Origin of the sequence: Thiohalocapsa sp. (assembly GCF_019695415.1) — a bacterium.
Classification (GTDB): Bacteria; Pseudomonadota; Gammaproteobacteria; order Chromatiales; family Chromatiaceae; genus Thiohalocapsa.
Genome location: NZ_JAIFKJ010000652.1, coordinates 1 through 2,660 on the forward strand (window position 1 = coordinate 1; position 2,660 = coordinate 2,660).

Consider the following 2,660-nt stretch of genomic DNA (forward strand, 5'->3'; position numbering starts at 1 on the left):
GACCTGGGTGAGCAGGGCGTCGAGCGACTCGGGCGCGGACGGGGTCGTCTCGGCTCGTGCCGCGGGCGACAGCAGCACGGCGGCCGCGAGCACGAACCCCAACGCGCAGTCGACGCCGCGGATCATGGACGAGTCCCGGCCGCGGGGAGCGGCAGTGTCAAGATGTCCGGCGCCGACTGCTTGCGGGCGACCCGCAGCGCCTTGGCCAGGGGCTGGCGCCAGCGCGCCGGCAGGGTCTCCCAGTCCCCTGTTGATGTATCCCAGATGCCCAGCTGCCGGCCGTCGAGCGACCGATAGAAGAGCGCAACCCGACCGACGCGCAGCAGGTCCACGGTGGGCGCATCCGCCGCGGAGAGGGGCTTGCCAGCGGATGACGAAGCCGGCAACGGGACCCGATAGGCTGCCAGGTTGCGACCGTAGTCGAGCTCGCGACGGTAAGCGGCGAGGATGCGCCGCAACTTCTCCGCGGAGGTCACCGCGGGGTCATCGATCACCGCCGCGAGGGCCTCGAGTTGGGCCTCGCGCTCGGCGCGCTCGAAGGGCAGGTCCAGCGCGACGAAGCGCCTGAGGCTCTCGACCATGCGCTCCAGCAGCGGGATGAGTTCACGCTCGGTGAGTGCGGCGACGGCGAGATCTTCCTCAGTGTCGGCAATGCGCTGATCCTGGGCGGCGAGCATGCGCTCGACATGGTCGTTGTACCGAGTGAGGCTCTCCAGCTCCCGGCTGCGGTTGCGAAACATCGCAAGCAGCTCCCGGGTTTGCTCGCGCGTCTCGTCCACACGCGCCTGCGATGCCGCCGCCTCTTCCACCGAGTCGGCCTGGGTCGCCAGCGCCTGATCCAGCGCCTCGGAGCCCGCCTTCAGCGTCTCCGAAGTCTCAACAGCGTCCGGGGCCGCGAAGGCGGGGCCAGCCATCAGGGCAAGCGCAAGCGGCAATGCAGAGCAGAGTCGATCGGGGAACATGATCATCATCGGCATCGGTCAATAGCTGCGCGAAGGTGAACCGTGCTGCCGGATCGACGGAGATCAGCAGCCAAGGCGATGGAAGAACCCCAGGCAAAACCATCGCCTTGTGGCCATGGAGCATCAGCCGCCGAAGGGCACGCTCAGGCTCACGCGGATATCACGGCCCGGACTCAGCGCATAGCCCTTGTAGGTATCGAGGAAGTCCCGGTACTCGGTGTCGAACAGATTGCGGACGGCTAGGTCGACACGCGCCAAGCGGTTACCGAAGGCGCGGAAGCCGAACCCGATATCGACGTCCATCAGGGTGTAGGCGTCGGTGGATGCGGTGCCGAACGGGAGGTCGTCGAACTGTGCGAAGGGCTCTCCGGGCGCTGCGTCCTTCGCGGCGGCGTGCCGCACACCCAGGGTGAGGTAAGGCTCGCGGATCGGACCGCGCTCGGCAAACCGATAGGTCGCGTCGACCCGGAGGGAATCCGCCGGCAACAGGGGCAGATCCTCATCCGTGCGATCGTTGGTGCCGCGGACGAGGTCGAGCGTGGCCCCGAGTTCGATGCGGTCGGTCACCTGCCAAGCCGCCTCCAATTCCAAGCCCGTCAACAGGGCGTCGTCCTGCTGATACTCGAAGACGGGCAGGCCGTTGCGTCGCTCGAAGGTGTCCTGAAGATAGATGTAGTCGCTGATGGCATTGCGATAGACGGTGGCGCTGCCCTGCAGCCGATCCGAGCGCCAACGAAGGCCGAGGTCGATGTTGAGCGAGGTCTCGGCATCGAGGTCCGGGTTGCCCTCCTGAATGGCCGCGACGCCGCCGTGCACACCGTCGGCGTAGAGCTCGAACAGGCTCGGTGCACGGAAGCCGCGCCCGAGGTTGGTGGCGACCGCGAACTGATCGGTCACACGATAGACGGCGCCCAGGGAACCCGTGAAGGCCCCGAAGTGGTTCTCATCCCGGCCGGTGAAGTTGACCGGGGACCTGGTCTTGCCGGCGTCTCCTGCGACCGTGTGCCAATCGTAGCGCACGCCCGCATGCAGGGTCAGTGCGCCGATATCCTTGCTCTCGAAGGCAAAGAGGGCGAGGTTGCTGACGTCGCCACCAGGGGCCAGCACCGTGGTGCCCCGCGAGTATTGCGTCTTCTCGCTGTATTCGACGCCGAGGGTGCCGCCGTCGAAGGGACCGAGCAGGCCGTGGATGGCCTCGACTCTCGCGACATAGCGATCAAACTCGAGATTGATGGTCCCGTCATAGCCCGCGCTGAGCGGCGTCCCGGCGGTGTTGGCTCGACGCAGGTTGTTCTGCCAGGAGAGGGTCGGTTTCAACACCCAGTCGGCGCCGACCGGTATGTCGCCGGTCAATTGAAGCTGGTCGTTGCGCAGCCACAGCCCAATGCCCTTGCCGGTCGGCAGTAGAAAGTTGTTCTCGTTGTTCCACTGGTTGTAGCGGATGCCGAACTCGCCGAGATCGGTCGATATGCCGGCGCCGAACTGGGCGTTGCGTTGATCGAAGTTGGTAAAGGGCAGCCTGCCGGTGAACCTGGGATCGCTCGGATTGCCGGATTCGGCCGCTGTTCTTGCATTGGGCGTGTTCATGTCGCCCGCCGAACGGCCGATGACAGCGGCATCCAGACTGAGGCGATCGTTGCTCCCGCGCGCCTTGGCACCCGTGTCCCACTGGCCGTTGTTGCTGTGATAGACGAACAG

The 2,660-nt window shown here is 66.3% G+C and carries 2 protein-coding genes; both read right to left on the minus strand.

Annotated elements, in window-relative coordinates; translation table 11 throughout:
- Nucleotides 1-122 precede the first annotated feature (122 nt).
- Nucleotides 123-962 (minus strand): DUF3450 domain-containing protein, encoded by an 840-nt coding sequence (locus tag I6U14_RS17790; RefSeq protein WP_296901163.1) that lies wholly within the window; start codon nt 960-962, stop codon nt 123-125.
- Nucleotides 963-1,085: 123 nt separating this feature from the next.
- On the minus strand, nt 1,086-2,660 hold a 1,575-nt coding region (locus tag I6U14_RS17795; protein WP_296901164.1), incomplete at its 5' end, for a TonB-dependent receptor.